This window comes from Enterobacter sp. 2VL (assembly GCF_005503595.1).
Taxonomy (GTDB): Bacteria; Pseudomonadota; Gammaproteobacteria; order Enterobacterales; family Enterobacteriaceae; genus Enterobacter; species Enterobacter cancerogenus.
This window is the reverse complement of the sequence record NZ_SCNE01000003.1, coordinates 298598-324778: the sequence shown is the minus strand read 5'-3', so window position 1 is coordinate 324778 and position 26181 is coordinate 298598. Positions and strand designations below refer to the sequence as shown.

Sequence of the window (26181 nt, the reverse complement as noted above, 5' to 3'; positions counted from 1 at the left end):
AAGATGGATTATACGCTCACCCGCATAGATCCTAACGGTGAGAATGACCGTTACCCCCTGCAGAAACAGGAGATCGTAACAGACCCCCTGGAGCAAGAAGTCAATAAAAGCGTGTACATGGGCAAGCTCGAACATGCCATGCACGATATGGTCAACTGGGGTCGTAAGAACTCCATTTGGCCTTATAACTTTGGCCTTTCTTGCTGCTACGTTGAAATGGTGACGTCATTCACTGCGGTGCATGACGTTGCGCGTTTTGGGGCAGAGGTACTCCGTGCTTCTCCACGTCAGGCTGACCTGATGGTGGTGGCGGGCACCTGCTTCACCAAAATGGCGCCGGTTATTCAACGTCTGTATGACCAGATGCTTGAGCCAAAATGGGTTATCTCCATGGGCGCATGTGCAAACTCTGGCGGTATGTACGACATTTATTCTGTTGTGCAGGGCGTTGATAAGTTCATTCCTGTGGATGTGTACATCCCGGGCTGCCCGCCGCGTCCGGAAGCTTACATGCAGGCGCTGATGCTGCTGCAGGAGTCTATCGGTAAAGAACGTCGCCCGCTCTCGTGGGTGGTTGGCGATCAGGGCGTGTACCGCGCCAATATGCCGTCTGAGCGCGAGCGTAAACGCGGTGAACGTATTGCAGTAACCAACCTGCGTACGCCTGACGAAATTTAATTTGCGCCTGTGGGCCTGGAGAAAACCTTCGCATATCACTACTCAAATAGCGCGAAGCCAGGCTTAACAGTCACCACGGACCATTTGCAATGGTGAACAATATGACCGACTTAACCGCGCAAGAAGCCGCCTGGCAGACAAGGGATCATCTTGATGACCCCGTCATTGGCGAACTGCGCAACCGTTTTGGGCCGGATGCCTTTACTGTTCAGGCCACCCGCACTGGCGTACCTGTCGTTTGGGTGAAGCGTGAACAATTACTGGAAGTGGTCGATTTCCTTAAGAAATTGCCAAAACCATACGTCATGCTGTTTGACTTACACGGCATGGATGAACGTCTGCGTACGCACCGCCAGGGTCTCCCTGCTGCGGATTTTTCCGTTTTCTACCACCTGATCTCAATAGACCGCAACACGGATATCATGCTCAAGGTGGCATTGTCTGAAAACGACATGCATCTGCCGACGATCACCAAACTTTTCGCGAACGCCAACTGGTACGAGCGTGAGACCTGGGAAATGTTCGGCATGACCTTTGACGGCCACCCGCACCTGACGCGCATCATGATGCCGCAGACCTGGACCGGCCACCCGCTGCGTAAAGACTACCCGGCGCGCGCAACTGAATTCGACCCGTTTGAGCTGACCAAAGCCAAGCAGGATCTGGAGATGGAAGCGCTGACCTTCAAGCCGGAAGACTGGGGTATGAAGCGCGGTACCGACAACGAGGACTTCATGTTCCTCAACCTCGGTCCAAACCACCCGTCTGCGCACGGTGCATTTCGTATTATTCTTCAGCTTGATGGCGAAGAGATTGTCGACTGCGTCCCGGATATCGGCTATCACCACCGTGGTGCTGAGAAGATGGGCGAGCGTCAGTCCTGGCACAGCTACATTCCGTACACCGACCGTATCGAGTACCTCGGCGGCTGCGTGAACGAAATGCCATACGTGCTGGCCGTTGAGAAACTGGCAGGCATCACCACGCCGGACCGCGTTAACGTGATCCGCGTCATGCTGTCAGAACTGTTCCGTATTAACAGCCACCTGCTGTACATCTCCACGTTCATTCAGGACGTTGGCGCAATGACCCCGGTCTTCTTCGCCTTTACCGATCGTCAGAAAATCTACGATCTGGTGGAAGCGATTACCGGTTTCCGTATGCACCCGGCCTGGTTCCGCATCGGCGGCGTGGCGCACGATCTGCCGCGCGGTTGGGACCGTCTTCTGCGCGAGTTCCTGGAGTGGATGCCGAAGCGTCTGGATTCTTACGAGAAAGCCGCGCTGCGCAACTCCATCCTCAAGGGCCGTTCACAGGGTGTCGCCGCTTACGGCGCGAAAGAAGCGCTGGAGTGGGGTACCACGGGTGCAGGTCTGCGTGCAGCAGGTATTGATTTCGACGTGCGTAAAGCCCGTCCATACTCTGGCTATGAGAACTTCGACTTTGAAGTACCGGTTGGCGGCGGGGTTTCCGACTGCTACACCCGCGTCATGCTGAAAGTGGAAGAGCTGCGCCAGAGCCTGCGCATTCTCCAGCAGTGCCTCGATAACATGCCGGAAGGCCCGTTCAAGGCGGATCACCCGCTGACCACGCCGCCACCGAAAGAGCGCACGCTGCAACATATCGAAACCCTGATCACCCACTTCCTGCAGGTTTCCTGGGGTCCGGTCATGCCGGCGCAAGAATCCTTCCAGATGGTTGAAGCGACCAAGGGTATTAACAGTTACTACCTGACCAGTGACGGCAGCACCATGAGCTACCGTACCCGCGTGCGTACGCCAAGCTTTGCGCACCTGCAGCAAATCCCGGCAGCCATTCGCGGCAGTCTGGTCTCCGACCTGATTGTGTATCTGGGTAGTATCGATTTTGTTATGTCAGATGTGGACCGCTAATTATGCACGAGAATCAACAACCACAAACCGAGGCTTTTGAGCTGAGTGAAGCAGAGCGTGCCGCCATTGAGCACGAGATGCACCACTACGAAGACCCGCGTGCGGCGTCCATTGAAGCGCTGAAAATCGTACAGAAACAGCGTGGCTGGGTGCCGGATGGCGCGATCTACGAGATCGCAAAAGTGCTGGGTATCCCGGCCAGTGATGTCGAAGGCGTCGCGACGTTCTACAGCCAGATCTTCCGTCAGCCGGTAGGCCGTCACGTGATCCGCTACTGCGACAGCGTGGTCTGCCACATTACGGGTTACCAGGGTATTCAGGCCGCCATTGAGAAGAAACTCAATATCAAGCCAGGCCAGACCACGTTCGACGGGCGCTTTACCCTGCTGCCAACCTGCTGCCTGGGTAACTGCGACAAGGGGCCGACCATGATGATTGATGAGGACACTCACAGCCATCTGACGCCGGAAGCGATTCCTGACCTGCTGGAGCAGTATAAATAATGAAAAATATTATTCTGACTCCCGAAACCCATCCGCTGACCTGGCGTCTTCGCGACGACAAGCAGCCGGTGTGGCTGGAAGAGTATCAGGCGAAGAACGGCTATGCTGGCGCGCGCAAGGCGCTCGGCGGTATGGCACCGGATGAGATCGTCAATGCGGTTAAAGACGCCGGCCTGAAAGGGCGCGGCGGCGCGGGCTTCTCCACCGGTCTGAAGTGGAGCCTGATGCCAAAAGACGAATCCATGAACATCCGTTACCTGCTGTGTAACGCCGATGAAATGGAGCCGGGCACCTATAAAGACCGCCTGCTGATGGAGCAGCTGCCGCACCTGCTGGTGGAAGGCATGCTGATCTCCGCGTTTGCGCTGAAAGCCTACCGTGGCTACATCTTCCTGCGTGGCGAATATATCGAAGCGGCAGAAAACCTGCGTCGCGCGATTGCCGAAGCGACCGAAGCCGGCCTGCTCGGTAAAAACATTCTGGGCACCGGTTTTGACTTCGAACTGTTTGTGCACACCGGCGCAGGGCGTTATATCTGCGGTGAAGAGACCGCGCTGATTAACTCCCTGGAAGGCCGCCGTGCGAACCCGCGTTCCAAGCCACCGTTCCCGGCCAGCTCCGGCGTGTGGGGTAAACCGACCTGCGTTAACAACGTCGAAACCCTGTGTAACGTCCCGGCGATCCTTGCCAACGGCGTGGAGTGGTATCAGGGCATCTCTTCAAGCAAAGATGCCGGCACCAAGCTGATGGGCTTCTCCGGGCGCGTGAAGAATCCTGGCGTCTGGGAACTGCCGTTTGGTACCACCGCGCGTGAAATTCTTGAAGACTACGCGGGCGGCATGCGTGATGGCCTGAAGTTCAAAGCCTGGCAGCCGGGCGGGGCAGGAACAGACTTCCTGACCGAGGCCCACCTTGACCTGCCGATGGAATTCGAAAGCATTGGTAAAGCAGGCAGCCGTCTGGGTACGGCGCTGGCGATGGCCGTCGATCACGAAATCGGCATGGTTCCGCTGGTGCGTAACCTGGAAGAGTTCTTTGCCCGTGAGTCCTGCGGCTGGTGTACACCGTGCCGTGATGGTCTGCCGTGGAGCGTGAAGATCCTTCGCGCCCTCGAGCGTGGCGAAGGCCAGCCTGGCGATATCGAGACACTTGAGCAACTGTGTCGATTCCTGGGCCCAGGCAAAACCTTCTGCGCCCACGCACCGGGTGCGGTCGAGCCACTGCAAAGCGCGATTAAATATTTCCGCGAAGAATTCGAAGCAGGCATCAAGCAGCCGTTCAGTAATACCCATGCCATCAATGGGATTCAGCCGAACCTGCTAAAAGCACGCTGGTAAAGACAGAATTTTGATTAACGCTCGAAGTAATTCGAGCCAACTGGAAGCATGCTAATGGCTACGATTCATGTAGACGGCAAAGAATACGAAGTCAACGGGGCGGACAACCTGCTAGAAGCTTGTCTGTCTCTTGGCCTCGATATTCCGTACTTTTGCTGGCATCCGGCGCTGGGCAGCGTCGGTGCTTGCCGCCAGTGTGCGGTGAAGCAATATCAGAACGCGGAAGACACGCGTGGTCGCCTGGTGATGTCCTGTATGACGCCAGCCACCGAAGGCACCTTTATTTCGATTGATGACGAAGAAGCCAAACAGTTCCGCGAAAGCGTGGTGGAGTGGTTGATGACCAACCACCCGCACGACTGTCCGGTTTGTGAAGAGGGCGGTAACTGCCACCTTCAGGATATGACCGTAATGACCGGTCACAGCTTCCGTCGCTATCGCTTTACCAAGCGTACCCACCGTAACCAGGATCTGGGGCCGTTCATTTCTCACGAAATGAACCGCTGCATCGCCTGCTACCGCTGCGTGCGTTACTACAAAGACTATGCAGACGGTCAGGATCTGGGCGTGTATGGCGCGCATGACAACGTCTACTTCGGTCGTCCGGAAGATGGCGTTCTGGAAAGCGAATTCTCCGGTAACCTGGTAGAAATCTGCCCGACCGGCGTATTCACCGACAAAACGCACTCCGAGCGCTACAACCGTAAATGGGACATGCAGTTTGCGCCAAGCATCTGCCAGCAGTGCTCCCTGGGTTGTAACACCAGCCCGGGTGAACGTTATGGCGAACTGCGTCGTATCGAAAACCGTTACAACGGTACCGTTAACCACTACTTCCTCTGCGACCGCGGTCGTTTCGGCTATGGCTATGTAAACCTGAAAGACCGTCCACGTCAGCCGGTTCAGCGCCGTGGCGATGACCTGATCACCCTGAACGCCGAGCAGGCGATGCAGGGCGCTGCGGATATTCTGCGTCAGTCGAAGAAAGTGATCGGTATTGGCTCCCCGCGTGCCAGCATCGAGAGCAACTTTGCGCTGCGCGAACTGGTTGGAGCAGAAAACTTCTACACCGGTATCGCCCAGGGCGAGCAGGAACGTCTGCAGCTGGTGCTGAAAGTGCTGCGTGAAGGCGGTATTCATACTCCTGCGCTGCGCGAAATCGAATCTTATGATGCGGTGCTTGTGCTGGGTGAAGATCTGACCCAGACCGGCGCGCGTGCAGCTCTGGCGGTTCGTCAGGCGGTGAAAGGTAAAGCGCGCGAAATGGCAGCGGCCCAGAAAGTGGCTGACTGGCAGATTGCGGCGATCCTGAACATCGGTCAGCGCGCGAAGCATCCGCTGTTTGTAACCAACGTCGACAACACCCGTCTGGACGACATCGCCGCGTGGACCTACTGCGCACCGGTGGAAGATCAGGCGCGTCTTGGCTTCGCGATTGCTCACGCGCTGGATAACAGCTCGCCGGCGGTTGAACTGGATCGCGACCTGCAAAACAAGGTTGACGTGATTGTTCAGGCCCTGGCTGGCGCGAAGAAACCGCTGATTATTTCCGGTACCAACGCCGGCAGCGCCGAGATCGTTCAGGCGGCAGCGAACGTTGCTAAAGCCCTGAAAGGCCGCGGCGCGGACGTTGGGATCACCATGATTGCCCGTGCGGTGAACAGCATCGGTCTGGGTATGATTGGCGGCGGCTCGCTGGAAGAAGCGTTAAGCGAACTGGAATCCGGTTCTGCTGACGCCGTTGTGGTGCTGGAAAACGACCTGCATCGCCACGCCTCAGCCGCTCGCGTTGACGCAGCGCTCTCTAAAGCGCCGCTGGTGATGGTCATTGACCATCAGCGCACCGCCATTATGGACAAAGCGCACCTGGTGCTCTCTGCGGCAAGCTTTGCCGAAAGCGACGGTACGGTCATCAACAACGAAGGCCGCGCACAGCGCTTCTTCCAGGTGTATGACCCGGCGTACTACGACAGCAATACGCTGATGCTGGAAAGCTGGCGCTGGCTGCACTCCCTGCACAGCACCGTGCAGAGCCGTGAAGTGGACTGGACGCAGCTCGACCACGTTATCGATGCGGTGGTAGAAAAACTGCCTCAGCTGGCGGGCATCAAAGATGCAGCTCCTGACGCAAGCTTCCGCATTCGCGGCCAGAAACTGGCGCGTGAGCCGCACCGCTACAGCGGTCGTACCGCGATGCGTGCCAACATCAGCGTGCATGAACCTCGTCAGCCGCAGGATAAAGACACGATGTTCGCCTTCTCCATGGAAGGGAACAACCAGCCGTCTGCGCCACGCTCTCAGGTTCCGTTTGCATGGGCACCGGGCTGGAACTCCCCGCAGGCATGGAACAAGTTCCAGGCTGAAGTAGGCGGTTCTCTGCGCCACGGCGACCCGGGCGTGCGTCTGATTGAAGCCTCCGAAACCGGTCTGGATTTCTTCACTACCGTTCCGGAACGTTTCCAGGCTCAGGAAGGCAACTGGCGTATTGCGCCGTACTACCATCTGTTTGGTAGCGACGAAATGTCCCAGCGCTCTCCGGTCTTCCAGACCCGTATGCCGCAACCGTACATCAAGCTCAACCCGGCGGATGCCGCGAAGCTTGGCGTTAACGCGGGTGCGAACATCGCCTTTAGCTACGACGGCCAGACGATCAGCCTGCCGCTGATCATCTCTGAAGGTCTGTCCGCGGGGCAGGTGGGTCTGCCGATGGGAATGCCTGGCATCGCGCCGGTACTGGCGGGTGCGCGACTTGATAACCTGCAGGAGGCAAAAGCATGAGTTGGTTAACGCCGGATCTTATCGACATCCTGCTGAGCATTCTGAAAGCGGTTGTGATTCTGCTGGTGGTGGTCACCTGCGGTGCGTTCATGAGCTTTGGTGAACGTCGTCTGCTCGGTCTGTTCCAGAACCGTTACGGACCGAACCGCGTGGGCTGGGGTGGTTCACTCCAGCTGGTCGCGGACATGATCAAGATGTTCTTCAAAGAGGACTGGATCCCGCGCTTCTCGGATCGCGTGATCTTCACTCTGGCACCGATGATCGCCTTTACCTCGCTGCTGCTGGCGTTTGCTATCGTTCCCGTCAGCCCGACCTGGGTTGTGGCTGACCTGAACATCGGCATCCTGTTCTTCCTGATGATGGCAGGCCTCGCGGTCTACGCGGTGCTGTTCGCCGGCTGGTCCAGTAACAACAAATACTCGCTGCTGGGTGCGATGCGTGCTTCCGCGCAGACGCTGAGCTACGAAGTGTTCCTGGGTCTCTCCCTGATGGGCGTGGTGGCGCAGGCCGGTTCATTCAACATGACCGACATCGTCAACAACCAGGCCGACATCTGGAACGTTATCCCGCAGTTCTTTGGTTTTGTTACCTTTGCTATCGCGGGCGTGGCGGTGTGTCACCGTCACCCGTTTGACCAGCCAGAAGCCGAACAGGAACTGGCCGACGGTTACCACATTGAATATTCCGGCATGAAGTTCGGTCTGTTCTTCGTGGGCGAGTACATCGGTATCGTCACCATTTCCGCGTTGATGGTAACGCTGTTCTTTGGTGGCTGGCATGGCCCGTTCTTACCGCCGTTCATCTGGTTCGCGCTGAAAACCGCGTTCTTCATGATGATGTTCATTTTGATTCGTGCGTCCTTACCGCGTCCGCGTTATGACCAGGTAATGTCCTTCGGCTGGAAAGTGTGCCTGCCGCTGACGCTCGTCAACTTGTTGGTAACGGCGGCTGTCATTCTCTGGCAGCAGCCATAAGGGGCTATAGACCATGACCTTAAAAGAATTACTGGTAGGCTTCGGCACCCAGGTACGCAGTATCTGGATGATCGGCCTGCACGCGTTTGCCAAACGCGAAACCCGGATGTACCCGGAAGAGCCGGTATATCTGCCGCCGCGCTACCGTGGCCGTATCGTGCTGACGCGCGATCCGGACGGTTCGGAGCGCTGCGTTGCCTGTAACCTGTGTGCGGTAGCCTGTCCGGTAGGCTGTATCTCTCTGCAGAAAGCAGAGACGGTAGACGGCCGCTGGTACCCTGAGTTTTTCCGCATCAACTTCTCACGCTGCATCTTCTGCGGTCTGTGTGAAGAAGCGTGCCCAACCACGGCGATTCAGCTGACTCCAGATTTCGAACTGGGTGAGTACAAGCGTCAGGATCTGGTGTACGAGAAAGAGGATCTGCTGATTTCCGGTCCGGGCAAATACCCGGAATATAACTTCTACCGGATGGCGGGTATGGCAATCGACGGCAAAGATAAGGGCGAAGCAGAGAACGAAGCTAAGCCTATCGACGTCAAGAGCCTGTTACCGTAAGGAGAGGGCAATGGAATTCGCTTTTTATATCTGTGGCCTTATCGCCATCCTGGCTACGCTACGAGTGATTACGCACACCAACCCGGTGCATGCGCTGCTGTATTTAATCATCTCGCTGCTGGCCATTTCCGGGGTGTTCTTTGCGCTGGGCGCGCATTTCGCCGGTGCACTGGAAATCATCGTCTACGCCGGGGCCATCATGGTGCTGTTCGTCTTCGTGGTGATGATGCTGAACCTGGGCGGCTCCGAAATTGAGCAGGAACGTCAGTGGTTAAAACCGCAGGTGTGGATTGGCCCGGCAATTTTGTCGGCCATCATGCTGGTGGTAATTGTTTACGCTATTTTGGGCGTGAACGATCAGGGCATCGACGGCACGCCGATCAGCGCCAAGGCCGTGGGTATTGCCCTGTTTGGCCCGTACGTTCTGGCGGTTGAACTGGCGTCAATGCTGCTGCTGGCGGGCCTGGTTGTTGCTTTCCACGTTGGCCGCGAAGAGCGTGTCGGCGAGGTGCTGAGCAACCGCACTGATGACCGCGCGAAAAGAAAAACGGAGGAGCGCGCATGATCCCCTTAACACATGGACTGATCCTCGCTGCGATTTTGTTCGTCCTGGGCTTAACCGGTCTGGTTATCCGCCGCAATCTGCTGTTTATGCTGATTGGGCTGGAAATCATGATTAACGCTTCGGCGCTGGCCTTTGTGGTCGCCGGGAGCTACTGGGGCCAGGCCGATGGTCAGGTGATGTACATTCTCGCCATCAGCCTCGCGGCTGCCGAAGCGAGTATTGGCCTGGCGCTGTTGCTGCAGCTCCATCGTCGCCGCCAGAACCTGAACATCGATTCAGTAAGTGAGTTGCGTGGATGAACATGCTTGCCTTAACCATTATTTTTCCGCTGATCGGCTTCGTGCTGCTGGCGTTTTCTCGTGGCCGCTGGTCTGAGAATCTGTCTGCAACCGTGGGCATCGGCTCTATCGGTTTGTCTGCGCTGGTGACAGCCTATGCGGGCATCGATTTCTTCAACAACGGACGTCAGGCTTTTAGCGTTCCACTGTGGACCTGGATGTCGGTCGGTGATTTCAACATCGGCTTTAATCTGGTGCTGGACGGACTGTCGCTGACCATGCTCTCTGTGGTCACCGGCGTGGGCTTCCTGATCCACATGTTCGCCTCCTGGTATATGCGCGGTGAAGAGGGTTACTCCCGCTTCTTCGCCTACACCAACCTGTTTATCGCCAGCATGGTTGTTCTGGTGCTGGCCGATAACCTGCTGCTGATGTATCTCGGCTGGGAAGGCGTGGGTCTGTGCTCTTATCTGCTGATCGGTTTCTACTACACCGATCCGAAGAATGGCGCAGCGGCCATGAAAGCGTTCGTCGTGACCCGTGTGGGTGACGTCTTCCTCGCCTTCGCGCTGTTCATTCTTTACAACGAACTGGGCACGCTGAACTTCCGCGAAATGGTGGAACTGGCACCGGCACACTTCGCTGCAGGCAACGACATGCTGTGGTGGGCAACGCTGATGCTGCTGGGCGGCGCCGTGGGTAAATCCGCGCAGCTTCCTCTGCAAACGTGGCTGGCCGACGCGATGGCGGGTCCAACCCCTGTCTCCGCGCTGATCCACGCCGCGACCATGGTGACCGCAGGTGTTTACCTGATTGCGCGTACCCATGGCCTGTTCCTGATGACGCCGGAAATTCTGCATCTGGTGGGTATTGTTGGTGCGGTAACGCTGGTGCTGGCAGGCTTTGCCGCGCTGGTGCAGACCGACATCAAACGCGTTCTCGCGTATTCCACCATGAGCCAGATTGGCTACATGTTCCTGGCGCTGGGCGTGCAGGCGTGGGACGCGGCCATTTTCCACCTGATGACCCACGCGTTCTTTAAAGCGCTGCTGTTCCTGTCATCCGGTTCGGTGATTCTGGCCTGCCACCACGAGCAAAACATCTTCAAGATGGGCGGACTGCGTAAGTCCATCCCGCTGGTTTACGCTTGCTTCCTGGTGGGCGGGGCGGCGCTGGCGGCACTGCCGCTGATCACCGCGGGCTTCTTCAGTAAGGACGAAATCCTTGCGGGTGCCATGGCGAATGGACATATCAATCTGATGGTTGCGGGTCTGGTCGGTGCGTTTATGACCTCCCTGTATACCTTCCGTATGATTTTCATCGTATTCCACGGTAAAGAACAAATTCACGCACACGCAGGGAAGGGGATTACCCACCACCTGCCGCTGATTGTATTGCTGGTACTCTCCACCTTCGTTGGCGCGATGATTGTGCCACCGCTGCAGGGCGTACTGCCGGCAACAACCGAGCTTGAGCACGGTCGCGTACTGACGCTTGAAATCACCTCCGGTGTGGTCGCCATTGCGGGCATCCTGATTGCTGCATGGCTGTGGCTGGGTAAACGTACGCTGGTGACTGCCGTTGCCAACAGTGCGCCAGGCCGTCTGCTGGGTACCTGGTGGTACAACGCGTGGGGCTTCGACTGGCTGTACGACATGATTTTCGTCAAGCCGTTCCTTGGCATTGCGTGGCTGCTGAAGCGCGACCCGATGAACAGCATGATGAATATCCCGGCGATCCTCTCCCGCTTTGCAGGTAAAGGCCTGCTGTACAGCGAGAACGGTTACCTGCGCTGGTATGTGGCGTCCATGAGCATCGGTGCGGTTGTCGTGCTGGCGCTGCTGATGGTGTTGCGTTGATTGTGATTTGAGATTGCGGTTTTGCCCGGTGGCGCTGCGCTTACCGGGCCTACGAGACCGTAGGTCGGGTAAGCGTTAGCACCACCGGGCTAAAAGAACCCGCACTCAACCGTGAATGTAGTCGAATTCGTTGAAAATCGGTCCTTTAGGGACTTTAACAAGGAATAAAAATCGCCATGTTACTACCCTGGCTAATATTAATTCCCTTCATCGGCGGCTTCCTGTGCTGGCAGACTGAACGCTTTGGCGTGAAGATGCCGCGCTGGATCGCGCTGATCACCATGGGATTAACGCTCGCGCTTGGTCTGCAACTCTGGTTGCAGGGTGGCTACTCTCTGACCCAGTCTGCAGGCATTCCGCAGTGGCAGTCTGAGTTTATCCTCCCGTGGATCCCACGTTTCGGTATCACCATCCACCTGGCGATTGACGGTCTGTCGCTGCTGATGGTGGTGCTGACCGGCCTGCTCGGCGTTCTGGCGGTACTCTGCTCCTGGCGAGAAATCGAAAAATACCAGGGCTTCTTCCACCTGAACCTGATGTGGATCCTGGGCGGCGTGATCGGCGTGTTCCTGGCCATCGACATGTTCCTGTTCTTCTTCTTCTGGGAGATGATGCTGGTGCCGATGTACTTCCTGATCGCGCTGTGGGGCCATAAGGCGTCCGACGGTAAAACGCGTATCACGGCGGCAACCAAGTTCTTCATCTACACCCAGGCGAGTGGTCTGGTGATGTTGATTGCGATCCTGGCGCTGGTGTTTGTGCATTACAAGGCGACCGGCGTCTGGACCTTCAACTACGAAGATCTGCTGAACACCCCAATGTCTCACGGTATTGAATACCTGCTGATGCTGGGCTTCTTCATCGCCTTTGCGGTGAAAATGCCGGTGGTTCCTCTGCACGGCTGGCTGCCGGATGCGCACTCTCAGGCGCCAACGGCGGGTTCCGTTGACCTCGCGGGTATCTTGCTGAAAACCGCGGCCTACGGTCTGCTGCGCTTCGCGCTGCCGCTGTTCCCGAACGCTTCCGCAGAGTTCGCGCCGATTGCCATGTGGCTGGGTGTGATTGGTATCTTCTACGGTGCCTGGATGGCCTTCACGCAGTACGACATCAAGCGTCTGATTGCTTACACCTCCGTTTCCCACATGGGCTTCGTGCTGATTGCTATCTACACCGGCAGCCAGCTGGCGTACCAGGGCGCGGTGATTCAGATGATTGCGCACGGTCTGTCCGCAGCCGGTCTCTTCATCCTGTGTGGTCAGCTGTATGAGCGTCTGCACACCCGCGACATGCGCATGATGGGCGGCCTGTGGGGCAAGATGAAATGGCTGCCAGCGCTCTCCATGTTCTTCGCAGTGGCGACGCTGGGTATGCCGGGTACCGGTAACTTCGTCGGCGAATTTATGATTCTGTTCGGCAGCTTCAAGGTGGTTCCGGTGATTACCGTGATCTCTACCTTTGGTCTGGTGTTCGCTTCCGTCTACTCACTGGCGATGCTGCATCGCGCCTACTTCGGTAAAGCGAAGAGCGAAATTGCTGCACAACAACTGCCGGGGATGTCGCTGCGTGAGCTGTTCATCATCCTGTTGCTGGTCGTACTGCTGGTGCTGCTGGGCTTCTATCCGCAGCCGATTCTGGATACCTCGCACTCCGCGATGGGTAACATCCAGCAGTGGTTTGTTAATTCTGCTTCTACTACAAGGCCGTAATTCGCCATGACAATAACTCCACAACAACTGATCGCGCTGCTACCGCTGCTGATCGTCGGATTGACGGTGGTGGTTGTGATGCTCTCCATTGCGTGGCGACGCAATCACTTCCTGAATGCGACCCTGTCCGTTCTGGGTCTGAACGCTGCGTTAGTGTCCCTCTGGTTTGTTGGCCAGGCGGGCGCGATGGATGTCACGCCGCTGATGCGCGTTGACGGCTATGCCATGCTGTATACCGGTTTGGTTCTGCTGGCGAGCCTGGCAACCTGCACCTTTGCGTACCCGTGGCTTGAAGGTTACAACGACAATAAAGAAGAGTTTTACCTGCTGGTACTGATTGCCTCGCTTGGCGGCATTCTGCTGGCGAATGCGAACCACCTGGCCGCGCTGTTCCTCGGTATTGAGCTGATCTCTCTGCCGCTGTTTGGCCTGATTGGTTACGCCTTCCGCCAGAAACGCTCGCTGGAAGCGGCGATCAAGTACACGATCCTGTCCGCTGCCGCGTCGTCGTTCCTGCTGTTCGGTATCGCGCTGCTGTACGCACAGACGGGTAACCTCTCCTTCCTGGCTATCGGCAAGAGCCTTGGCGACGGTATGCTGCACGAGCCGCTGCTGCTGGCGGGTCTGGGCATGATGATCGTTGGCCTTGGCTTTAAGCTCTCTCTGGTTCCGTTCCACCTGTGGACGCCAGACGTTTACCAGGGTGCTCCGGCACCGGTATCGACCTTCCTGGCGACGGCGAGCAAAATCGCTATCTTCGGTGTGGTCATGCGTCTGTTCCTTTACGCGCCGGTGGGTGATAGCGAAGCGGTTCGCGTGGTGCTGGGCATTATCGCGTTCGTCTCCATCATCTTCGGTAACCTGATGGCGCTGAGCCAGACCAACATCAAGCGTCTGCTGGGCTACTCATCTATTTCCCATCTGGGTTATCTGCTGGTGGCGCTGATTGCGCTGCAGAGCGGTGAAATGTCGATGGAAACCGTGGGCGTGTATCTGGCCGGTTATCTGTTCAGCAGCCTCGGCGCGTTCGGCGTGGTGAGCCTGATGTCCAGCCCGTACCGTGGCCCGGATGCCGACTCACTGTTCTCCTACCGTGGTCTGTTCTGGCACCGTCCGATTCTGTCTGCGGTGATGACGGTGATGATGCTGTCCCTGGCGGGTATCCCAATGACCCTGGGCTTTATCGGTAAGTTCTACGTCCTGGCTGTCGGTGTGCAGGCTGGCCTGTGGTGGCTGACCGCCGGTGTGGTTATCGGTTCTGCGATTGGTCTGTACTACTACCTGCGCGTTGCCGTGAGCCTCTACCTGAGCGCGCCTCAGCAGCTCAACCGCGATGCGCCGTCTAACTGGCAGTACAGCGCGGGCGGTATCGTGGTGCTCATCTCCGCGCTGCTGGTGCTCATCTTCGGTATCTATCCGCAGCCACTGATTGATATCGTGCAGCATGCGATGCCGCTGATGTAAAAACAAAAACCCGCCTCGGCGGGTTTTTTTATTGCCCAGCGGCGCTACGCTTGCAGAGCCTACGGGTTTTGTAGGTCGGGTAAGCGTAGCGCCACCCGACTAAGCCAGCTGCTTACGACTAATCAACGGCCCGTCAATTTTCTTCATCGAGCGGTCCAGCACCTCTTCAATTACCGACGACAGCTCGTTCAGCTCGAACTTCGCCACGTAGCCGTCGGCTTTCACCTTGCGGATATGGTCTTCATTGGCATTGCCCGAAAGCGATGAGTGGATCACCACCGGAATATCCTTTAGTACTGGGTCAGACTTAATCTTGCGCGTCAGCGTAAAACCGTCCATCTCAGGCATTTCGAGGTCCGTCAGCACCAGCGCAATCTTATCGGTGATCGGCACACCCTCAGCCTGAGCCTGCGCGGCCAGCACGCCGATCTTCTCCCACGCGTCTTTACCGGTAATATGCAGTTGCGCAGGGATCTGCATTGCCTGCAGACCTTTCTCCAGCATCGAACGCGCCACTTTGGAATCTTCCGCGACAATCGCAACGGACCCTGGCTTGATGTTGAATTGGGTGGTTTTCAGGTCGGTAGCGTGCAGATCGTGGTTCGCCGGGGTGATGTCATACAGGATCTGCTCAACGTCCAGCACCATCGCCAGGTCGTTGGTGTCGGTCTTTTCGTCCAGGCACGCAATACTGGTGATGTAACGCCCGCTGACGGCGGTTTCAGCCGCGTGAACCTGCTTCCAGTCCAGACGCATAATGTTCTCAACGGATTCCACGGCAAACGCCTGAACGCTGCGGGCATATTCGGTGATCAGCAGAATGTTCAGCCCGGTTGTCGGCTTACAGCCAGCCACGGCGGCGAGGTCGATGACCGGGATCACCTGATCGCGAATGTTCACCATTCCCATCAGCGGCGACTTCATTCCCGCAGGTTTGGTGAACTCCGGCATCGGCACGATCTCACGCAGCTTAAAAACGTTAATGCCGAACAGCTCGGATTTGTTTTCGTTCAGCGAGGTGCCGAGCCGAAACAGCAGCAGTTCAAAACGGTTCGACAGCGTAAGATTCGCCCTGTCATCAATATCTTTCTGGAAATTATCCATTGTACCCTCAAGTAAAATGCTGACCTTTTAATCGTTATCGGCATCCTGAGGGAAAAATGAAGGACTAAACGCTGAACTGTGTAAAATCTTCGGCCAGTTCACAGTGTGCGAACGCATCCCGGCACTCCGCCAGCAGCCGCTCGCAGCCGTGGGCATCGTAGCGGGAGCTGACGTGCGTGATGATTAACTTCCCGACACCCGCATCACGGGCAAGCTGCGCGGCCTGACGCGTGGAGCTGTGACCGCGGCTGTTGGCCTTCTCCTCCATTGCCGCTTCGAGGGTAGCTTCATGCACCATCACGTCCACGCCCTGAGCCAGCTGTAGGGCGGAAGGGCAGGGGGCCGTGTCGCCAAAGATGGCCAGTTTTTTGCCCGGCAGAGGAGCCGAGAGATAGTGCTGCCCGTTGACGATGCGGCCATCGTCCAGCGTGACGGTTTCGCCTTGCTTCAGGCGCTGGAACAGTGGCCCTGGCTTCACGCCGTCTGCCAGCAGCGCAGCCGCATTGAGCGCGCCGGGCTTATCATGCTCTTCGATACGGTAGCCGTAGCACGTAATGGGATGGTTAAGCGCTGTGGCAGTGACTTTATATACCCCATCATCAAAGATTAACCCTTCGGCAATCTCAACGATCTCAAGCGGATAATCCGTCCAGGAGCCGCTCAGACGCAGGGCGGTGTCAACGAATACACGAACCCCTGCGGGGCCGTAAATCGTTAACGGGCTGGCGATCCCCGCCATCGACCGGCTGCACAGCAGGCCGGGCAGGCCAAACAGATGGTCGCCATGCAGGTGGGTGATAAAAATCTTATCCAGCTTTCCCGGGTGATAAGGGGTGTGCAGCAGCTGATGCTGAGTCCCTTCTCCACAGTCAAACAGCCACAGCCCGCCGCGCGTAGGATGCTGCAAATCCAGCAGGATGGCCGTCACGTTTCGCGAGCGGGTTGGCACGCCAGCGGACGTCCCCAGAAAAATCAGTTCCATAACGCAGTCAGACCCTTTGCCGAACGGTAAAGTGTTTAGTATAACGTGATGAACCCCAGGAAGGAGAATGACATGATCCAGTGGCAAGATTTACACCATAGCGAGCTGACCGTTACGGCACTTTATGCCCTGCTCAAACTGCGCTGCGAAGTATTTGTGGTAGAACAAACCTGCCCGTATCAGGACATCGACGGCGATGATCTGGTGGGCGAAAACCGTCACATCCTTGGCTGGAAAGATAACGTCCTGGTGGCGTATGCGAGGATTCTGAAAAGCGAAGACGATTTTGAGCCGGTGGTGATTGGCCGGGTGATTGTCAGCAGCCACGCGCGGGGCGAAAAACTGGGCTATCAGCTGATGGAAAAAACGCTCGAGGCCTGTCAAAAACAGTGGCCGGACAAGGCGTTATACCTTGGCGCACAGGCGCACCTCCAGCCATTCTATGCGCATTTTGGTTTTACCCCCGTGACGGAGGTGTACGACGAAGACGGCATTCCCCATATCGGTATGGCGCGGGAAGCGAAGCAGGCGTAATCGTCAGTCATTAGCTATAGTTAGCGAACTGGTGTACTAACATGGAGATAAATATGTCATATCAATCCCTGGATACCCGCATTGACGACGACCTGGCGTTACTGAGCGAAACGCTGGAAGAGGTGTTACGTTCATCGGGCGACCCTGCCGATCAAAAATACATCGAGCTGAAAGCGCGCGCTGAACAGGCGCTGCACGAGGTTAAAAACCGCGTCAGCCATGCCTCAGACAATTACTACTACCGTGCGAAAAAAGCGGTCTACCGTGCCGATGATTACGTGCATGAAAAACCGTGGCAAGGCATTGGCGTCGGGGCGGCGGCAGGCCTGGTGCTTGGGCTGCTTCTGGCACGTCGTTAATCGCGTGTAACCACTCCCTATACGTGGGTACTGCACTTTATCGCCAGTACCCCGTATAATGTGAGGTTTTAGTAGGGAGAGGTTCGCGTGCATTCGATGTCCATCGCGCTGGAGCGCCTGCGCAGCCAGCTTGCGCAAGCGTTACCCGCTACACCCGGTTTACGTCATTTTGACGTCTCTTTCCCGTTAAACGATGCCTTTGATCCTCTCGCCTGGCTGGGCGTGCAGGTGTGCTATCCGCAATTTTACTGGCAGCAGCGAAACGGCGACGAGGAGCTTTCCGCGCTCGGTGCCGTCATCCACTTCCCTTCTCTGGCTTCTGCCTCACAGTTTTTGCACAACCATCCTCAGCAGGCCGATACCCGGATCTGCGGCCTAAACGCCTTCAATCCTGAGCAGGGATCGTTATTTTTACCGCGCCTGCTCTGGCGACGACATGCCGGGGTTGCTACCCTGCGCCTGCAGCTGTGGAGTGATACCTCGCTTCATGACGATGCCCGTACCGCGCTGGCGTTTTTAGATGCCCTGCGTGAGGCCAGACCGATCTCTCCGCTGTCGGTTCAGGTTCTGCATGAAACCCACCACCCGCAAAAGCCCGAGTGGTTACGTCTGGTGCAACAGGCCACCGATGCCATTGCCCAGGGCGATTTCGAAAAAGTTGTGCTCGCGCGGGCTACCGATTTGCAGTTTAACCGGGCGATTTCCGCCGTCGCGTTGATGGCAGCGAGCCGGGCGGTGAACTTACGTTGCTACCATTTTTGCATGGTGTTTGATGCCCACAACGCCTTTATCGGCTCCACGCCGGAGCGGTTATGGCGGCGGCGCGGCGCGCTGCTGCGTACCGAAGCGCTGGCGGGAACGGTCGCAGGCCATCCTGACGATCGCCAGGCGCAACGCCTGGGCGAATGGTTATTGAACGATGATAAAAACCAGCGCGAAAACATGCTGGTGGTCGAAGATATCTGTCAGCGGTTACAGCATCACACCCGGACGCTCGAGGTCCTGCCCGCGCAGGTGGTTCGCTTGCGTAAAGTCCAGCATTTGCGTCGATGCATCTGGACCGAGCTGAAACAGGCGGACGATGAACGGTGTCTGCATGTACTACAGCCGACGGCGGCAGTCGCCGGCCTGCCGCGCCAGCTGGCGCGTGAGTTTATCGATAATAACGAACCCTTCGACAGAGAGTGGTATGCCGGGTCAGCGGGCTTTTTATCGCCCGAACGCAGCGAGTTCTGCGTGGCGCTACGCTCTGCGCGGATCCACGATGACACCCTGCGCCTGTACGCCGGTGCGGGTATTGTCAGCGGGTCGGACCCGGAGCAGGAGTGGCAGGAGATCGAAAATAAAGCTGCCGGACTGCGATCTTTGCTCCTAAGGGATTAATACTGATTCTCGCAATCCCGATTCATATCAAAATTACAACTTTCTCTATTATTTATACTGTGTCGCATTATTGATACCGGACAATCTCATGTCAGTAAGTTCTTTCAACCGACGCTGGGCGACGGTGATCCTTGAAGCCCTGACCCGCCATGGCGTCAGGCATGTGTGCATTGCACCTGGCTCTCGTTCCACTCCGCTGACCCTTGCGGCGGCAGAGAACCGGGCCTTTATTCACCATACCCATTTTGATGAACGTGGTCTGGGGCATCTGGCGCTGGGCCTGGCGAAAGTCAGCAAAGAGCCTGTCGCGGTGATTGTGACCTCCGGTACGGCGGTGGCGAACCTCTACCCGGCGATTATTGAGGCCGGGCTGACGGGCGAAAAGCTGATCCTGCTCACCGCCGACCGTCCTCCTGAGCTTATTGACTGCGGTGCAAATCAGGCGATTCGTCAGCCGAATATCTTTGCGACCCATCCGTCAGAGACCCTGTCTTTACCGCGCCCGACGCAGGATATTCCGGCAGCCTGGCTGGTCTCGACCATTGACCATGCAATGGGATCGCTGCGCAGCGGCGCGTTGCACATCAACTGCCCGTTTGCCGAGCCGCTGTATGGCGAAATGAACGAAACGGGGCGGGTCTGGCAGCAGCAGCTTGGCGAGTGGTGGGAAAGCGAAAAACCCTGGCTGCGCGAACACACGCATCTGGAAAGCGCCAGACAGCGTGACTGGTTTTTCTGGCAGCAGAAGCGCGGCGTGGTGGTTGCCGGGCGCATGAGCGCCGCCGAGGGAAAACTGGTTGCCGACTGGGCGAAGACGCTCGGCTGGCCGCTGATTGGCGACGTGCTTTCCCAGACTGGCCAGCCGCTGCCCTGTGCCGATCTCTGGCTGGGGAACGCCAAAGCGGTGACCGAACTGGCGCAGGCGGATATCGTGGTGCAGATTGGCTCCAGCCTGACCGGTAAACGGCTCTTGCAGTGGCAGGCGACCTGCAAGCCGGAAGAGTACTGGCTGGTGGACCCGCTGGAAGGGCGGCTCGACCCGGCGCACCATCGTGGTCGCCGTCTGGTCTGCGAGATTGACGCCTGGCTTGAGCAGCATCCTGCTGAAAAACGCAAACCCTGGGCAACGGCAATCCCGGACCTTGCCCGCCAGGCGTGGGAACTTACCCAGGCGCAGTGCGAAAGGTTTGGCGAGGCGGAACTGGCGCACCGGATCCGTCAGTATCTGCCGGAGCAGGGGCAGCTGTTTGTCGGCAACAGTCTGGTGGTGCGTCTGATTGATGCCTTATCTCAGCTGCCTGCCGGCTACCCGGTGTACAGTAACCGGGGGGCCAGCGGAATTGACGGGCTGATCTCGACTGCGGCAGGCGTGCAGCGCGCCAGTGCAAAATCCACGCTTGCGATTGTTGGCGATCTTTCCGCCCTGTACGACCTCAACGCGCTGGCGCTGCTGCGTCAGGCTTCCGCGCCGTTTGTGCTGATTGTGGTGAATAACAACGGCGGACAAATTTTCTCTCTGCTTCCTACTCCGCAGAGCGAGCGCGAGCGTTTCTACCTGATGCCGCAGAACGTGCAGTTCGAGCATGCGGCAGCGATGTTCAGCCTCACGTACCATCGCCCGGAAAGCTGGGCCGATCTGGACGCGGCGTTGAGCACGGCCTGGCGTCAGCCTGGCGCTACGCTGATTGAGCTGGTGGTTAACGACTCTGACGGCGCCCAGCGGCTGCAAAATCTGCTGGCGCAGGTGAGCCAGCTGTGATCCTCGCGGGCGAGCAAAGGGCCGGGAAACCAGGTTACCCCTGGCTGGTCTTTTTGCACGGTTTTTCCGGCGATGCCCGCGAGTGGCGGGCGGTTGGGGAGCAGCTCGGCGACTACCCGCAGCTGTACCTTGACCTGCCGGGGCACGGCGGCTCTACCGGTATCTCCGTTTCGGGCTTTGATGAGGTCAGCCAGTTGCTGACCACAACGCTAATTAGTTACAACATACTCTCTTACTGGCTGGTGGGGTACTCCCTCGGCGGCCGCATTGCGATGTTTCACGCCTGCCAGCAGCCAACAGGGCTGCGTGGCGTTGTGGTCGAAGGGGGCCATCCGGGGCTGCAGGATGCGCACGCGCGCGACGCCCGGTTGGATTCCGATCGCCGCTGGGCGAAGCGTCTGCGCACGGAACCGCTCGGCACGGTTTTCGCCGACTGGTATCAACAGCCGGTGTTCGCCTCACTCACGCAGGCGCAGCGCAGCGAGCTGATAACCCTGCGCAGCCAGAACAGCGGCGCGGCTCTGGCGGATATGCTCGAGGCGACCTCGCTCGCCGTACAGCCCGACCTCCGTTCTGCGCTCGCGGCAAACCCCGTGCCTTTTTACTATCTCTATGGTGAACGTGATGAAAAATTTGGTGGCATCGCCGCCGAACTGAACGCCGTTCGCCATGCTATCCCTCATGCCGGACACAACGCCCATCGGGAAAATCCCGCTGCGGTGGCTGCGACTCTGGCGCAGATTCTGCGTCTTCCAACAAAGGACACACTATGATCTATCCTGATGAAAACATGCTCTACGCACCGGTTGAATGGCAAGACTGCTCCGAAGGCTATACCGACATTCGTTATCACAAATCGGCTGATGGGATTGCCAAAATCACCATCAACCGCCCGCAGGTGCGCAACGCGTTTCGCCCGCTGACCGTAAAAGAGATGATTCAGGCGCTGGCGGATGCACGCTATGACGACAATATCGGCGTCATCGTCCTGACCGGTGAAGGCGACAAAGCCTTCTGCTCCGGCGGTGACCAGAAAGTGCGTGGCGATTACGGCGGATACCAGGATGATGCCGGTACGCACCACCTGAACGTGCTCGATTTCCAGCGCCAGATCCGCACCTGTCCAAAACCGGTTGTTGCCATGGTCGCGGGCTACTCCATCGGCGGCGGTCACGTGCTGCACATGATGTGCGACCTGACCATTGCCGCTGAAAACGCCATCTTCGGCCAGACCGGCCCGAAAGTCGGCTCGTTCGACGGCGGCTGGGGCGCGTCCTACATGGCTCGCATTGTCGGTCAGAAAAAAGCGCGCGAAATCTGGTTCCTGTGCCGTCAGTATAACGCTCAGGAAGCGCTGGACATGGGCCTGGTGAATACCGTGGTACCTGTCGCCGATCTCGAAAAAGAGACCGTCCGCTGGTGTCGCGAAATGCTGCAAAACAGCCCAATGGCGCTGCGCTGCCTGAAGGCGGCACTCAATGCCGACTGCGACGGCCAGGCGGGTCTGCAGGAACTGGCGGGTAACGCCACCATGCTGTTCTACATGACCGAAGAGGGTCAGGAAGGACGCAACGCGTTTAACGAAAAACGTCAGCCAGACTTCAGCAAATACAAACGGAACCCGTAATGCGTCGCGCGCAGGTTTACCGCTGGCAGATACCCATGGACGCGGGCGTGGTGCTGCGTGAACGGCGGTTAAAAACCCGTGACGGGCTGTTCGTGCATCTCCGTCAGGGCGAGCGCGAAGGGTGGGGCGAGGTTTCGCCCCTTCCGGGCTTTAGCCAGGAGTCGCTGGAGGAGGCGCAGGCTGCAGTGCTTGCCTGGGCGCGCGAATGGCGCGAGGGGGCCGAACCGGCACTGCCGGACATCCCCTCCGCTGCCTTCGGCGTAAGCTGCGCGCTGGCCGAGCTTGAGGGCTGCTTGCCCAACGCGGCGAACTATCGCGCCGCGCCGCTCTGCACCGGCGATCCGGACGAGCTGTTTGCGCTGCTCTCCGCCATGCCGGACGAAAAAGTGGCGAAAATCAAGGTCGGGCTGTACGAAGCGGTGCGCGACGGAATGGTGGCGAACCTGCTGCTTGAAGCGATCCCCGATTTGCATCTGCGTCTGGACGCCAACCGCGCCTGGACGCCGCTCAAGGCTCAGCAGTTTGCGAAGTATGTTAATCCCGCATACCGCAACCGTATCGCCTTCCTTGAAGAGCCCTGCAAAACCCGCGATGACTCCCGCGCCTTTGCCCGTGAAACGGGCATTGCGATTGCGTGGGATGAAAGCCTGCGCGAGGCGGATTTTGCGTTCATCGCCGAGCCTGGCGTGAGCGCGGTGGTGATCAAACCCACGCTCACCGGTAGCCTGGAGAAAGTGCGCGAGCAGGTCGCGGCGGCCCATGCCTTAGGGCTGACGGCGGTGATCAGTTCGTCCATTGAATCCAGCCTCGGGCTGACCCAACTGGCGCGCCTCGCCGCGTGGTTAACGCCCGACACCCTCCCGGGTCTCGACACGCTGAACCTGATGCAGGCGCAGCTGATCCGCACGTGGCCGGACAGTGCCCTGCCGTGCCTTGGGGTCGAGGCGCTGGAGCCATTGTTATGATGTTTACTGACTGGCCGTGGCGACACTGGCGCGCGCAGCGTGCGGATAAACCCGCGCTGCGGTTAAACGACGACGCGCTGAGCTGGCAGCAGCTGTGCGAGCGGGTGGACAGGCTGGCGACAGGCTTCCACCGTCAGGGGCTGAGTGAGGGCGACGGCGTGATGCTGCTCGCCCATAACCATCCTCAAACGCTGCTGGCGTGGCTGGCACTGTTGCAGTGCGGCGCGCGTATTCTTCCGGTCAATCCTCAGCTTCCGCGCCCTCTGCTTGACGTCCTGCTCCCGCAGATGACGCTGCGCTTCGCGCTGCTGCTTGACGGCACGTTTGACGGGCTTTCGCGGCTCGCGCTGGATGACCAACCCGGTGATTATGCCGCCCCGTGGCAGCCGGAGCGTCTGGCGTCGATGACGCTCACCTCCGGCTCTACCGGCTTACCCAAGGCGGCGGTACACACCTGTGCGGCGCATCTTGCCAGCGCGGCAGGCGTGTTGTCGCTGATGCCTTACAGCGATGACGACGACTGGCTGCTCTCCCTGCCGCTGTTTCACGTCTCCGGCCAGGGGATTTTGTGGCGCTGGCTACAGGCCGGGGCGCGTCTTACGGTGCGTGAGAAGCAGCCGCTGGAGCAGGCGCTACAGGGCTGCACCCACGCCTCGCTGGTGCCAACACAGCTGTGGCGACTGCTTAATGGTGAGTGCCGCATCGCACTGAAAGCCGTGCTGCTTGGCGGGGCGGAAATCCCCGTTGAACTGACTGCGCGCGCGCGTGAGCAGGGGATTCGGACCTTCTGCGGCTACGGACTGACCGAGTTCGCCTCCACCGTCTGCGCCAAAGAGGCCGACGGCGCGCCGGAAGTGGGCAGCGCGCTGCCGGGCAGAGACGTACAGGTGGTGAACGGTGAAGTCTGGATCAGGGCGCAAAGCATGGCGGCGGGCTACTGGCGAGACGGCGCACTCTTACCGCTGGTCAACGAGCAGGGCTGGTTTGCCACCCGCGATCGCGGTGAGTGGCATAACGGTCGCCTGACCATTCTGGGCCGCATGGACAATCTCTTTTTCAGTGGGGGAGAGGGGATCCAGCCGGAATCGCTGGAGCGCGTCATCGTCACCCATCCGCAGGTAAACCAGGTGTTTATCGTCCCGCTGGACGACGCTGAGTTTGGGCAGCGCCCGGTCGCGGTGGTGGAATGTGAGCCGGGCACGGACATCACGGAATTACCGGAGTGGGTTCAGGGTAAGCTGGCGCGCTTTGAGCAGCCGGTCCACTGGCTGGCGCTGCCGCCAGAGCTGAAAAATGGCGGGATAAAGATCTCCCGCCAGGCGTTAAAACAGTGGGTCAATGCCCTGCTAAGAGGGTAATCAGCCGATATCCGGCTGCGGTTTGTGCTGGCGGCGACGAATCCAGCGCAGCACCGGTGGCACGACAATCACCATAATCGCCAGCGCCAGCAGGACTTTCGTCACGCTACTCTCCCACAGAATGGCCATGTTGCCGTTGCTGATGGAGAGGGCGCGGCGCAGGTTCTGCTCCAGCATTTCACCTAATACAAACCCCAGGATCAGCGGCGACATCGGGAAATGCATCTTGCGCAAGATGTAGCCCAGCACCCCAAGCAGCACCATCAGGACCAGATCAAAGGTTGTGCTGTGCACCGCATACACCCCAACCGCAGAGACGGCGGCGATAGCAGGAACCAGGAACCACAGGGGAATGGTCAGCATACGCGTGAACAGGCCGATCAGCGGGATGTTCATCACCAGCAGCATCACGTTGGCGATCAGCAGGGCGGCAATCAGACCCCAGACGATATCCGGCTGTTCGGTAAACATTGCCGGACCCGGTGTGATGTTGTAGAGCGTCAATGCGCCCATCATCACCGCCGTGGTGCCGGAGCCGGGTACGCCGAGGGTCAGCATCGGGATAAACGAGCCGCAGGCCGAGGCGTTATTCGCCGCCTCTGGCGCGGCCACGCCACGGATATCGCCTTTGCCAAAGCTGTCGCTGTTACCGCTCAGCTTTTTCTCGGTCATGTAGGTGATGGCGCTGGCGATGGTGGCCCCTGCGCCGGGCAGAACGCCGACGAAAAAGCCGATCACCGACGAACGTAAGGTGGCACCCACACACTGCGCCCCCTCTTTGGCATTAAAGAGCATACGTCCGGTCTTACGGACCAGCGTCTGCCCGCTGCTGGTATGTTCCAGCATCAGTAAGATTTCCGATACAGAGAACAGCCCAATCACAACGACGATAAACTGCACGCCGTCAGACAGGTGAACGCTGTCGAAGGTAAAGCGATAAACCCCGGTGTTGGCATCCACGCCGACGGTGGCTAACCCTAAGCCAATCAGCGCGGACAAAAACGACTTCAGTGGATTTTGCGCCATCATGCTGCCAAGGCAGGCGATGGCAAACACCATCAGTGCAAAATATTCGGCCGGACCAAACGCCAGCGACCACTCGGCCAGCGCCGGCGCGAACAGAATGATGCCGCCAATGGCGATCAGGGAGCCAAAGAACGAACTGACGGCAGAAATCGAGAGCGCCACGCCGCCGCGTCCCTGTTGCGCCATCGGGTAGCCATCCAGCGCGGTCATAATGGCGGCGGCATCGCCGGGCACGTTAAGCAGTATCGACGAAATGCGCCCGCCGTACTCGCAGCCAATATAGACCGTCGCCAGCAGGATCAGCGCCGACTCCGCGGGCAGATGCAGGGCAAAGGCCAGCGGTAACAGAATCGCCACGCCGTTGATGGGGCCAAGGCCGGGCAGCAGGCCGACAATGGTCCCGACGAAACAGCCGATCAGGGCGATCACCAGGTTTTCCGGGGTCATCGCTACCGCGAACCCCTGAGAGAGATAGATCCAGGTATCCATAGCGT

General features: G+C 58.4%; 23 protein-coding genes. 20 read left to right on the top strand and 3 right to left on the bottom strand.

All coding sequences use genetic code 11. From position 1 onward, the window contains the following. The first annotated feature begins 3 nt into the window (after nucleotides 1–3). From nuoB to nuoN, 12 genes are all read left to right on the top strand, one after another. On the top strand, nucleotides 4–678 hold the full coding sequence (nuoB, locus tag FFS28_RS09690) for an NADH-quinone oxidoreductase subunit NuoB (protein WP_006176515.1): 675 nt from the start codon (nucleotides 4–6) through the stop codon (nucleotides 676–678). Between the two features lie 89 nt (nucleotides 679–767). Then, nucleotides 768–2570, top strand: a complete 1803-nt coding sequence (gene nuoC / locus FFS28_RS09685; RefSeq protein ID WP_137849430.1) for an NADH-quinone oxidoreductase subunit C/D — start codon at nucleotides 768–770, stop codon at nucleotides 2568–2570. A 2-nt stretch (nucleotides 2571–2572) separates the two neighbouring features. After that, nucleotides 2573–3073, top strand: coding sequence for an NADH-quinone oxidoreductase subunit NuoE (nuoE, locus tag FFS28_RS09680; RefSeq protein ID WP_006176513.1), 501 nt, complete (start codon nucleotides 2573–2575; stop codon nucleotides 3071–3073). Continuing rightward, a complete protein-coding gene (gene nuoF, locus FFS28_RS09675; protein ID WP_006176512.1) occupies nucleotides 3073–4410 on the top strand; it encodes an NADH-quinone oxidoreductase subunit NuoF in 1338 nt (445 codons plus the stop codon). Before nuoE ends, nuoF begins: the two co-directional genes overlap by 1 nt. A 54-nt stretch (nucleotides 4411–4464) precedes the next feature. Further along, a complete protein-coding gene (nuoG, locus tag FFS28_RS09670; protein ID WP_137272295.1) occupies nucleotides 4465–7188 on the top strand; it encodes an NADH-quinone oxidoreductase subunit NuoG in 2724 nt (907 codons plus the stop codon). Further along, entirely contained in the window at nucleotides 7185–8162 is a 978-nt protein-coding gene (gene nuoH / locus FFS28_RS09665) for an NADH-quinone oxidoreductase subunit NuoH (RefSeq protein WP_006176509.1), read from the top strand. Before nuoG ends, nuoH begins: the two co-directional genes overlap by 4 nt. A gap of 13 nt (nucleotides 8163–8175) precedes the next feature. Next, nucleotides 8176–8718, top strand: coding sequence for an NADH-quinone oxidoreductase subunit NuoI (gene nuoI / locus FFS28_RS09660; protein ID WP_003861491.1), 543 nt, complete (start codon nucleotides 8176–8178; stop codon nucleotides 8716–8718). A gap of 10 nt (nucleotides 8719–8728) precedes the next feature. Then, entirely contained in the window at nucleotides 8729–9283 is a 555-nt protein-coding gene (nuoJ, locus tag FFS28_RS09655) for an NADH-quinone oxidoreductase subunit J (RefSeq protein WP_006176507.1), read from the top strand. Then, a complete protein-coding gene (nuoK, locus tag FFS28_RS09650; protein WP_006176506.1) occupies nucleotides 9280–9582 on the top strand; it encodes an NADH-quinone oxidoreductase subunit NuoK in 303 nt (100 codons plus the stop codon). Before nuoJ ends, nuoK begins: the two co-directional genes overlap by 4 nt. Continuing rightward, nucleotides 9579–11420, top strand: a complete 1842-nt coding sequence (gene nuoL / locus FFS28_RS09645; protein ID WP_006176505.1) for an NADH-quinone oxidoreductase subunit L — start codon at nucleotides 9579–9581, stop codon at nucleotides 11418–11420. The genes nuoK and nuoL overlap by 4 nt, the downstream gene beginning before the upstream one ends. 176 nt (nucleotides 11421–11596) lie before the next feature. Beyond that, on the top strand, nucleotides 11597–13126 hold the full coding sequence (nuoM, locus tag FFS28_RS09640) for an NADH-quinone oxidoreductase subunit M (protein WP_006176504.1): 1530 nt from the start codon (nucleotides 11597–11599) through the stop codon (nucleotides 13124–13126). A gap of 6 nt (nucleotides 13127–13132) precedes the next feature. Then, the gene (gene nuoN / locus FFS28_RS09635; protein ID WP_088208009.1) at nucleotides 13133–14590 is read left to right on the top strand and encodes an NADH-quinone oxidoreductase subunit NuoN; all 1458 of its coding nucleotides are present in this window, start codon (nucleotides 13133–13135) and stop codon (nucleotides 14588–14590) included. 99 nt (nucleotides 14591–14689) lie between these two features. Here nuoN and FFS28_RS09630 read toward each other — a convergent pair whose 3' ends face one another. Next, nucleotides 14690–15694: a chemotaxis protein gene (locus FFS28_RS09630; RefSeq protein WP_006176501.1), complete on the bottom strand. Its 1005-nt coding sequence runs from the start codon at nucleotides 15692–15694 to the stop codon at nucleotides 14690–14692. 64 nt (nucleotides 15695–15758) lie between these two features. Next, nucleotides 15759–16676: a ribonuclease BN gene (gene rbn, locus FFS28_RS09625; RefSeq protein WP_137849429.1), complete on the bottom strand. Its 918-nt coding sequence runs from the start codon at nucleotides 16674–16676 to the stop codon at nucleotides 15759–15761. 72 nt (nucleotides 16677–16748) lie between these two features. Here rbn and FFS28_RS09620 point away from each other — a divergent pair, with 72 nt between their 5' ends. The 8 genes from FFS28_RS09620 (at nucleotide 16749) to menE (ending at nucleotide 24661) form a co-directional block, all read left to right on the top strand. After that, nucleotides 16749–17210: a GNAT family N-acetyltransferase gene (locus FFS28_RS09620; RefSeq protein WP_137849428.1), complete on the top strand. Its 462-nt coding sequence runs from the start codon at nucleotides 16749–16751 to the stop codon at nucleotides 17208–17210. Nucleotides 17211–17263: 53 nt separating this feature from the next. Next, nucleotides 17264–17569 carry a stress response protein ElaB gene (gene elaB / locus FFS28_RS09615; protein ID WP_042320308.1) on the top strand — a complete coding sequence of 102 codons (306 nt, stop codon included), beginning with the start codon at nucleotides 17264–17266 and terminating at the stop codon, nucleotides 17567–17569. Between the two features lie 96 nt (nucleotides 17570–17665). After that, nucleotides 17666–18952 carry an isochorismate synthase MenF gene (gene menF / locus FFS28_RS09610; protein ID WP_502704967.1) on the top strand — a complete coding sequence of 429 codons (1287 nt, stop codon included), beginning with the start codon at nucleotides 17666–17668 and terminating at the stop codon, nucleotides 18950–18952. A gap of 88 nt (nucleotides 18953–19040) precedes the next feature. Further along, nucleotides 19041–20711, top strand: a complete 1671-nt coding sequence (menD, locus tag FFS28_RS09605; RefSeq protein ID WP_137849426.1) for a 2-succinyl-5-enolpyruvyl-6-hydroxy-3-cyclohexene-1-carboxylic-acid synthase — start codon at nucleotides 19041–19043, stop codon at nucleotides 20709–20711. Then, entirely contained in the window at nucleotides 20708–21484 is a 777-nt protein-coding gene (gene menH, locus FFS28_RS09600; RefSeq protein ID WP_137849425.1) for a 2-succinyl-6-hydroxy-2,4-cyclohexadiene-1-carboxylate synthase, read from the top strand. The genes menD and menH overlap by 4 nt, the downstream gene beginning before the upstream one ends. After that, entirely contained in the window at nucleotides 21481–22338 is an 858-nt protein-coding gene (menB, locus tag FFS28_RS09595; protein ID WP_006176492.1) for a 1,4-dihydroxy-2-naphthoyl-CoA synthase, read from the top strand. Before menH ends, menB begins: the two co-directional genes overlap by 4 nt. Beyond that, nucleotides 22338–23303, top strand: coding sequence for an o-succinylbenzoate synthase (menC, locus tag FFS28_RS09590; RefSeq protein ID WP_137849424.1), 966 nt, complete (start codon nucleotides 22338–22340; stop codon nucleotides 23301–23303). The genes menB and menC overlap by 1 nt, the downstream gene beginning before the upstream one ends. Continuing rightward, the gene (gene menE / locus FFS28_RS09585) at nucleotides 23300–24661 is read left to right on the top strand and encodes an o-succinylbenzoate--CoA ligase (protein WP_137849423.1); all 1362 of its coding nucleotides are present in this window, start codon (nucleotides 23300–23302) and stop codon (nucleotides 24659–24661) included. Before menC ends, menE begins: the two co-directional genes overlap by 4 nt. Here menE and FFS28_RS09580 read toward each other — a convergent pair whose 3' ends face one another. Further along, nucleotides 24662–26176, bottom strand: a complete 1515-nt coding sequence (locus tag FFS28_RS09580; RefSeq protein WP_137849422.1) for a tripartite tricarboxylate transporter permease — start codon at nucleotides 26174–26176, stop codon at nucleotides 24662–24664. Nucleotides 26177–26181 lie beyond the last annotated feature (5 nt).

What these genes read in the sequence shown, in the direction of transcription:
- nuoB (WP_006176515.1), top strand. Translation starts at nt 4, where the DNA reads ATGGATTATACGCTCACCCGCATAGATCCTAACGGTGAGAATGACCGT.
- nuoC (WP_137849430.1), top strand. Translation starts at nt 768, where the DNA reads ATGGTGAACAATATGACCGACTTAACCGCGCAAGAAGCCGCCTGGCAG.
- nuoE (WP_006176513.1), top strand. Translation starts at nt 2,573, where the DNA reads ATGCACGAGAATCAACAACCACAAACCGAGGCTTTTGAGCTGAGTGAA.
- nuoF (WP_006176512.1), top strand. Translation starts at nt 3,073, where the DNA reads ATGAAAAATATTATTCTGACTCCCGAAACCCATCCGCTGACCTGGCGT.
- nuoG (WP_137272295.1), top strand. Translation starts at nt 4,465, where the DNA reads ATGGCTACGATTCATGTAGACGGCAAAGAATACGAAGTCAACGGGGCG.
- nuoH (WP_006176509.1), top strand. Translation starts at nt 7,185, where the DNA reads ATGAGTTGGTTAACGCCGGATCTTATCGACATCCTGCTGAGCATTCTG.
- nuoI (WP_003861491.1), top strand. Translation starts at nt 8,176, where the DNA reads ATGACCTTAAAAGAATTACTGGTAGGCTTCGGCACCCAGGTACGCAGT.
- nuoJ (WP_006176507.1), top strand. Translation starts at nt 8,729, where the DNA reads ATGGAATTCGCTTTTTATATCTGTGGCCTTATCGCCATCCTGGCTACG.
- nuoK (WP_006176506.1), top strand. Translation starts at nt 9,280, where the DNA reads ATGATCCCCTTAACACATGGACTGATCCTCGCTGCGATTTTGTTCGTC.
- nuoL (WP_006176505.1), top strand. Translation starts at nt 9,579, where the DNA reads ATGAACATGCTTGCCTTAACCATTATTTTTCCGCTGATCGGCTTCGTG.
- nuoM (WP_006176504.1), top strand. Translation starts at nt 11,597, where the DNA reads ATGTTACTACCCTGGCTAATATTAATTCCCTTCATCGGCGGCTTCCTG.
- nuoN (WP_088208009.1), top strand. Translation starts at nt 13,133, where the DNA reads ATGACAATAACTCCACAACAACTGATCGCGCTGCTACCGCTGCTGATC.
- FFS28_RS09630 (WP_006176501.1), bottom strand. Translation starts at nt 15,694, where the DNA reads ATGGATAATTTCCAGAAAGATATTGATGACAGGGCGAATCTTACGCTG.
- rbn (WP_137849429.1), bottom strand. Translation starts at nt 16,676, where the DNA reads ATGGAACTGATTTTTCTGGGGACGTCCGCTGGCGTGCCAACCCGCTCG.
- FFS28_RS09620 (WP_137849428.1), top strand. Translation starts at nt 16,749, where the DNA reads ATGATCCAGTGGCAAGATTTACACCATAGCGAGCTGACCGTTACGGCA.
- elaB (WP_042320308.1), top strand. Translation starts at nt 17,264, where the DNA reads ATGTCATATCAATCCCTGGATACCCGCATTGACGACGACCTGGCGTTA.
- menF (WP_502704967.1), top strand. Translation starts at nt 17,666, where the DNA reads ATGTCCATCGCGCTGGAGCGCCTGCGCAGCCAGCTTGCGCAAGCGTTA.
- menD (WP_137849426.1), top strand. Translation starts at nt 19,041, where the DNA reads ATGTCAGTAAGTTCTTTCAACCGACGCTGGGCGACGGTGATCCTTGAA.
- menB (WP_006176492.1), top strand. Translation starts at nt 21,481, where the DNA reads ATGATCTATCCTGATGAAAACATGCTCTACGCACCGGTTGAATGGCAA.
- menC (WP_137849424.1), top strand. Translation starts at nt 22,338, where the DNA reads ATGCGTCGCGCGCAGGTTTACCGCTGGCAGATACCCATGGACGCGGGC.
- menE (WP_137849423.1), top strand. Translation starts at nt 23,300, where the DNA reads ATGATGTTTACTGACTGGCCGTGGCGACACTGGCGCGCGCAGCGTGCG.
- FFS28_RS09580 (WP_137849422.1), bottom strand. Translation starts at nt 26,176, where the DNA reads ATGGATACCTGGATCTATCTCTCTCAGGGGTTCGCGGTAGCGATGACC.